This window comes from Methyloceanibacter marginalis (genome assembly GCF_001723295.1).
In the GTDB taxonomy this organism is placed as follows: domain Bacteria; phylum Pseudomonadota; class Alphaproteobacteria; order Rhizobiales; family Methyloligellaceae; genus Methyloceanibacter; species Methyloceanibacter marginalis.
The window spans coordinates 1-6523 of record NZ_LPWD01000178.1 but is presented as its reverse complement, the minus strand read 5'-3'; the positions used below and the strand labels follow the sequence as shown (position 1 = coordinate 6523).

Here is a 6523-nt window from a genome sequence, read left to right as displayed (position 1 = left end):
GGCCCGCGCCCGCTCCGCTATGGTGGCAAATGTCAGGTCCTTTGGCTTCGAGGCGGAGAGTCCGCTGCCGTCAAAGCGCAGAGTGGCACGCAAGGACTTGCGAACCTGCTTTCGGGCGCCGCGGCCTGCCGTCTTGTGCTCGCAGACATCCACGTACACGGTCTTGGCTCGGCCCTTGCGGACGGCCGCAGTCACGCCTTCCTGGATGCATCGATAGAGCGTGAGGTCGCAACCCTCACCGTAGGACTTGGCGAGGTCGCTGACCGTTGCCAGAATTTGCGTCTCGCGGTGGCTTCGTTGAAGCCCACTGAGAAGCTCTTTGATGAGTTGCGTAAGCGAGACCTGTCCTATGGGTCCCGGCCTAAGCTGTTTGAGGATAGACCGGTTCATCGCTTTCAAACGATCCGTGCCGTTCATAATCTCGCCGACATGCTCGCCAATCTCGGCGCCGGGCGGACCGTCCAACCGATCGGAGAATGTCCTGATCGACGACGCGTTTGCGGCAATGCCAAACAGGCAGGCTCCGGCCTCGTCGTGTAGCTCATGAGCGATCTCGCGCCGCACCTGCTCTTGCGTGGAAATGAGCTGGCGATAGAGCTGGCTGTTCTCCTCGCGCGCGCCGTCGAGATTGCCCGCGAGCCCGTTGAAGCGGTCGGTGATGAGGGCGATCTCCTTGACCCGCGAGGGCTTGAGGCGGGTAGCATAGCGGCCGCCCTTGAGGCTCTGCATACCGCGGGCAAGGCTTGCGAGCGGATGCAACACGCGTCCCAGCACCATGTAGAGAATGACGAGCACCGCGAAATTGAGCGTGAGCCAAATGACGGCCAGCGAGGCAAAGTCACGCCACGCCTCGGCGATCTCGTCGGCCGGCTCACCGATGATGATGACTGGATCCGCGCGGCTTGCGGAAACCACCCGGATCGAACGGCCCGATAGATTCGGACCGACCAACGCGGCAAACCATTTTGGCGCCCAGCGGGAGACGTGCTCGCCATGAACCGAGATCGGCGCCATCATGTTGAGCTTGCCGTCCACCATCAGCAGGAGGCGCACATGCCGCAAGCTTCTGAGTTCTTGCGGTAACGTCTCGGACAGTTGATCAAGCCGACCTCGGCTCGCCAAATCCCGGATGGTCGCTTGCGCGAATCCCTGGGCGATCCCGAGCGAGGATTCGATCTCGGCGTGGGTGGCCGAACGCGTATTGAGAATCCAGATGCGCCCGCGACCACGGCCGCCAGAAGATTCACGGCGCCGATAGCAACCAGAAGCTGCGTCCGTACCGATCGACCATGCCACAGGGTGCTCGGGCTGAGCATTTTGGCGATCCGCCACACGCGATTTTTCCCGGGCTTCGGCATGGTTCGAGACGGCTCTAAAATGGGGATATTAGGTAGCCCAGATGGGAAACTTGGGCAAACAAACTTCCCGCGCCGAAATAGGCCCGAGAGCCATCAGGGAGCGAGCAAAAGCAAAGGGGGTGCAGGTCATGCTGCACCCCCTTGCCAACACCGGTTCGCGAGCGGCTGGATCTTCCTGCCCAGATCCCTGTTCCGGAGCGATAATCGACGTTAGCGTTAGTCGGCCGTGATCACGAAGACCTTGAAATCCTTGTCCAGCCGGAAATCGTACTGGCCGGCCTTGCACTTCACGTCCTCGGCCTCGAAAACGCCGGTACCTTCGGTTTCTTTCTCGTAGGTGCCGCCTTCGCAGCCCCAGGCCGCTACGGCCTCTTTGATCTTTGCGACCTCGTCGTCCGTCGGATCGTCGTCGGCGAATGCCGGCGAGACAGCGAACGCCAATGCCGCAGTCGCGATAGCAAGTTTGTTCATTGGGTTAGTCTCCTTCGTTAAAGAGATAAAACGAGACGCACCCACCGAGCGTTTCCCTGGCAGGAAACTTAGCCAATGAGACAGGTCGTATGTAGGAAAATCGGGACGGAATGAATGGCAATATTTTTGCCTGGAAGATTTGGGGCATCTCTTAGCGAACAGGAGAAAAATCAGGGCGGAACGATATGAACGCTCCGCCCCTCGAATGGCCTCACGATAAAATCTGAAACGTAATCACCACTTCATCCTGGCACCCGCCATGACAGTGCGGCCGAGGCCAGGCTTCACGCCGTCCTCACGATCGACGATATACAACTCGTCGGTGAGGTTCTGACCTGAGACATAGAGCACCAGATCGGCGTGGGGCATCAAGCTCTGGGGCACCGTGTAGTTCGCCCGCGCGTTGAGTGTCCACACGCTCGGCACCAAGCCGTTCTCACCCTCCGGATCGCCCTTGAACGGCGTGTTCTGTTCGTCGGTGAAGAACTCTCCACGATAGACCCAACTCACGCTGGCGTTCCACCCCTTCACACTCTCGATGCCGGCGGTCAAATAGGCCACCTCCTGCGACACCTCCGGGATGAGATTACCTACGAGCGAAGTGCCGTCCTCATCGATGCCCTCCGAGATGGTGCCGTCGTTGTAGGTGAAAGTCCCCTCAAGGAATGGATTGAGATCCCCGCCGATAAAGGGCCTCGTGTCGAGGCGTGCATACATTTCGACACCGGGAATCTCGACCTCATCGATATTGGTGTAGACGTTATTGCCGGCCGCGTCGGTCTGCGAGCCCTTGATCTGGAAATCCTGGATCAACTTGTAGAAGCCAGCGACGTCAAACGTCACGCCTTTGATCCCTGTCGAGCGAACGCCGACTGATAGTTGTCGCCGAGCTCGCTGGGCGGCGGGAAGCGGACGTTCGACTCACGCAACACGTTCATGGTCAGACCGCGGTTGTACCCGCCATACATCGTGGTGTGATAGCTGGTCTTAGCCGGCTCCAAGGATTTCGAACCCGCTGAGACAGTCTGCTTGCCGAACAATCCCCACGAGAAGCCAATCCCGGGCAGCACGTGCGTCTCGGTGAAGGATTCACTGAATCCACCCCGGTCGACCTCGAACTCCACGCACTCCTCGCCCTCGAAGAACTCCCGGCCATCGATCACACATTCCTCGAGTTCCTCGCCCTCGCCCTCCTCCTCGGAGCTAACCAGGACATCGCGTGAAATGCGGTAGTGATCGATACGTGCCCCCGGCACGATGCTCAGCGCTTCCGTGACCGGAATAGAACTCTGCAAGAAGAAAGACCAGGCATCCGCCTTGGTGTCCACGTTGAAGACGTAAGTGCCCTGGTCATCTCCGTCCTCCAGGATCTCCCCCTGTTCGCCGAAGAAGTTGGCATTGAAGAATTTATGGTGCTCGTAGCGAACGCCCGCCTGGATGTCCTGCGTAAGACCGAAGAAGAACGGACGGTTGGCGAACTCGGTCTGTAGCGCCGTGCCCACGAAATTGTAGGTACGGAGGCGACCGAGCATCACGCCTTCCGGGATGACAACGTCGTCACCAACGAAGAGCGCGCTGAAATCGTCCTCGGCGTTTGCGGGGTTCGCTCCCTCGAAGTTTTGATAACGGTCGCGCCTATGGTGTTGCCCATAGATTCGGTAGTTCAGTGTCGTATCGGCGTCAAAATAGTAGTTATAGACGCCCTGCAGCAGCACCACGTCGGCATTGTAGGTGTTGTAGATCGAGCCTGGGTTGAAGCAGCTCTTGCAGTGCTTGAAGAAGTTGAAGGCCTCTTCGGCGTTCGCGAAGCCGAGCTCTTCCTCTTCCTCCTCAAGCTCTTCGTCCTCGGCCAGATCGCCTTCCTCCTCCTCGTCGTCATCATCGTCTTCGAGTTCGAGGTTGGCCTCGTCGTAGTTGTCACGCTGGCGGAAATAGACCGCCGACGCCGTGAAATCCGACTTGACGCCCTTCCAACCTAGCGCCGCATAGAAATCGTTGTAGCGCAGCCGCTCGGTATCCCAGGCGCCTTGCGCATTGGCGCCGGTATAGGACACGACGGTGCCCCAGTTGCCCGACGTCAGCCGGTTGTGCACATGCCACTTGGCCGCCGAGCCATCGTCACCGAAGCTGGGGCCATCCGTCGATACCACGCCGCCTTCACCCGAGACCACCGTTTCGTTCGGGCCGAACGGCTGGAAATTGCGGAAGTTGATCGCACCGAAATTGTTGTTCGGGCCGTAGATCACCGACCCGCGCACCACTTCAACCGCCTCGAGACGCTCCGGCGGCGGTACATAGTGCGTGGATGGGTCGGTCCACAAGCTCATATTGATGGGACGCCGTCTCCATCACGAGCACCTTGCGGGAGCGCCGGGGAGGCGAACCACGAACGCCGATACCGCCGTGACGGGCCAAGCCGTCGTCGGCGACGATGTTGCGCCCGGTACGCGCGTCAGAATATCGTTGGTGTTCAGTGGATCCTGCTCGTCGATCTGCTGCCGCGTCACTCGGCTGGCCGCGCTCGAGAAGTCCTGCAAATCGCCTGGTATGATGCCACTGACAGGGTTGATGGGCGATTGGGGCGAATCCATTGCCCGTTCATAGGCAGCCTCGCCACCCGGCGGCCATAGTAGCCAGGCACCGGCTGCGTGATGATGCTGGGGAGAACGATTTCAGGCTCGAGAGGCGGCAAGTCGGCAACGGGTGGCGGAGGCGGAGGCGGCGCGCTCACGACCGGCTGCGGCGCCGGGCGGGGCCGCGGTCGCGGCTCGGGACGGGCTTCCGCTTCGACGGGCGCCGGCGTGGGCTCCGGCTTCGGCTGAATGACCTCGACGGGAGGAACCTCGCCTTCCGGCGGTTCGCCGCCGGCGGGCTGCTCCGTCGCCGTGGCCGCGGCGCCCTCGGCTGCCGGCTCATTTTCGTTCGATTGTGAATAAGCTTCGCCGGGTGCAAAAAAGGCCACACCGAGCGCGAGTGCGCCGCCGAACAAGCGCTTCTTCATATCAGACCCCCCAGTCCTCTGACCCTTGCCTGCGCAAGGGCATCTTCCCTGCTTTTCGCGGGACGATTGCTTTTTGTCAGCGGAAGGAACCCGAAGAGCCGGACTGAGCTCGGTCCACTTAGGTGGAGAGAGTAGACGCTTGCCCCCGAAACTCTTCGCGAATCCCCGCTAATCGTTGCCCCAAGGAAAATAGTAAACAAGAGCTTGCGGGACGCCATGCAAAAGTCACGGGAAAACTTGGCACTCTCCACCAAAGATTGACGGAGAGAACCGTGTCTCCCGAGACTTCCGCGGACGCCCCGAGGGGGTTTCCGTTATCGGCGGGGCGGAGTGCTGTCCGCCCCCGGCTATCTGCCTATGCCGGCTCTAGCGCCGTTCACCACTTGACCCGGGCACCCGCCATGAGGGTGCGGCCGAGGCCGGGCTTCACGCCGTCCTCCCGGTCCGTGATGTAGAGTTCATCCGTCAGGTTTTGGCCCGAGACGAACAAAGCGAAATTCGTGTCGGGGATCGTGTAGTTCGCGCGGGCCGAGAGCAGCCAAACACCCGGCACCTCGCCATTCTCACCCTCGGGATCGCCGCCAAAGGGCGTGTTGTCCTCGTCCGTGAAGAAGGCTCCACGATAGGTCCAGCTCACACTCGCGTTCCAGCCCGACATGCTCTCGATACCGACAGTGAGATAAGCGAACTCGCGCGGCACCTCAGGTACGAAATTGCCGGCCACCGATTCGCCGTCCTCGTTGAAGCCCTCCTCGATCTTGTTGTCGGTCAGCGTGTAGCTGCCCTCGAGGTAGGGGTTCAACGACCAGCCGGTGTAGGGCCGCGAGTCGAGGCGGGAATAGGCCTCGAAGCCGGTGTTGTGGACCTCATCGATCAGCGAGTAGACGTTTATGCCGCCCGCGGTCGTCGTGGCCCCCTTGATCTGATAGTCATCAATGCGCTGGTGGAAACCAGCAACGTCGAACGTTAAGCCTTTCATCGCCGTCGACCGGACACCGAGCTGGAAGTTGTTGCCGAGCTCGTCCCCTGGCGGGAAGGCCGCCTCGCGCAGGACACCCATGGTCAGACCACGATGATAGCCGCCATAGAGGGTGTTGCTGAACGTGGGCTTCTCCATGGTCACCGGCCCTAGCGACTTCGAACCGAAAGTGCTTTGGGCATCCTTGCGGCCAAAACCATAGGCGAAGGCAACACCGGGCAGGACATGGGTCTTCTCGAACGACTCGGTGAAGGGATTGCCGTTGAAGTCCTCGATGATGACGCACTCTTCGCCGCCGAATGCACCTCCCGGGCACTCGTCAAACTCCTCGTCGTCCTCCCCGGGAAGCGCCAGAGTTTCGCGGGTGATGCGGTAGTGATCGACACGCGCTCCCGGCACCACGTTCAGATTGTCGGTGACGGAAATGTCGGTTTGCAAAAACGCAGAGAAGGCGTCCGCCTCGTGCTTCCGATTGAAGAAGGTGAGGCCGTTCGTGTCGAAGCCATCGAGAATACGTCCCTGCTGGCCGAGGATGTTCTGGTCGTTAAATTGATTGTACTCGTACCGAATTCCCATCTGCAGGTCTTGCGACAGGCCGAAAAGGAATTGCCGGTTGGCCAGCTCTGTGCGGAGTTCCGTGCCGAAATTGTTGTACTCGCGCAGCCGGCCTTCCATCACGCCTTCCGGAATGAAGACTTCATCGCCGGCGATGAA

6 protein-coding genes are annotated in these 6523 nt (G+C 60.5%); all 6 read right to left on the bottom strand.

Annotated features, from left to right (window positions below):
* Window positions 1–1053: HAMP domain-containing protein (locus tag AUC71_RS07355; RefSeq protein WP_244500843.1), on the bottom strand; the 1053-nt coding region annotated here is incomplete at its 3' end.
* A gap of 521 nt (window positions 1054–1574) precedes the next feature.
* On the bottom strand, window positions 1575–1829 hold the full coding sequence (locus AUC71_RS07350) for a hypothetical protein (protein WP_069623746.1): 255 nt from the start codon (window positions 1827–1829) through the stop codon (window positions 1575–1577).
* A 234-nt stretch (window positions 1830–2063) separates the two neighbouring features.
* Window positions 2064–2672: a TonB-dependent receptor domain-containing protein gene (locus tag AUC71_RS21920; RefSeq protein ID WP_069623745.1), complete on the bottom strand. Its 609-nt coding sequence runs from the start codon at window positions 2670–2672 to the stop codon at window positions 2064–2066.
* Complete coding sequence (locus AUC71_RS21915) at window positions 2669–4156, bottom strand: TonB-dependent receptor domain-containing protein (protein ID WP_069623744.1); 1488 nt, start codon at window positions 4154–4156, stop codon at window positions 2669–2671. Before AUC71_RS21915 ends, AUC71_RS21920 begins: the two co-directional genes overlap by 4 nt.
* Window positions 4157–4177: 21 nt before the next feature.
* On the bottom strand, window positions 4178–4420 hold the full coding sequence (locus AUC71_RS19315) for a hypothetical protein (RefSeq protein WP_158007746.1): 243 nt from the start codon (window positions 4418–4420) through the stop codon (window positions 4178–4180).
* Window positions 4421–5206: 786 nt separating this feature from the next.
* The coding region (locus AUC71_RS19310; protein ID WP_158007745.1) for a TonB-dependent receptor domain-containing protein at window positions 5207–6523 on the bottom strand (1317 nt) is incomplete at its 5' end.

Coding starts and splice junctions, on each gene's coding strand:
- AUC71_RS07350 (WP_069623746.1), bottom strand. CDS start 1,829: ATGAACAAACTTGCTATCGCGACTGCGGCATTGGCGTTCGCTGTCTCG.
- AUC71_RS21915 (WP_069623744.1), bottom strand. CDS start 4,156: ATGAGCTTGTGGACCGACCCATCCACGCACTATGTACCGCCGCCGGAG.
- AUC71_RS19315 (WP_158007746.1), bottom strand. CDS start 4,420: ATGGATTCGCCCCAATCGCCCATCAACCCTGTCAGTGGCATCATACCA.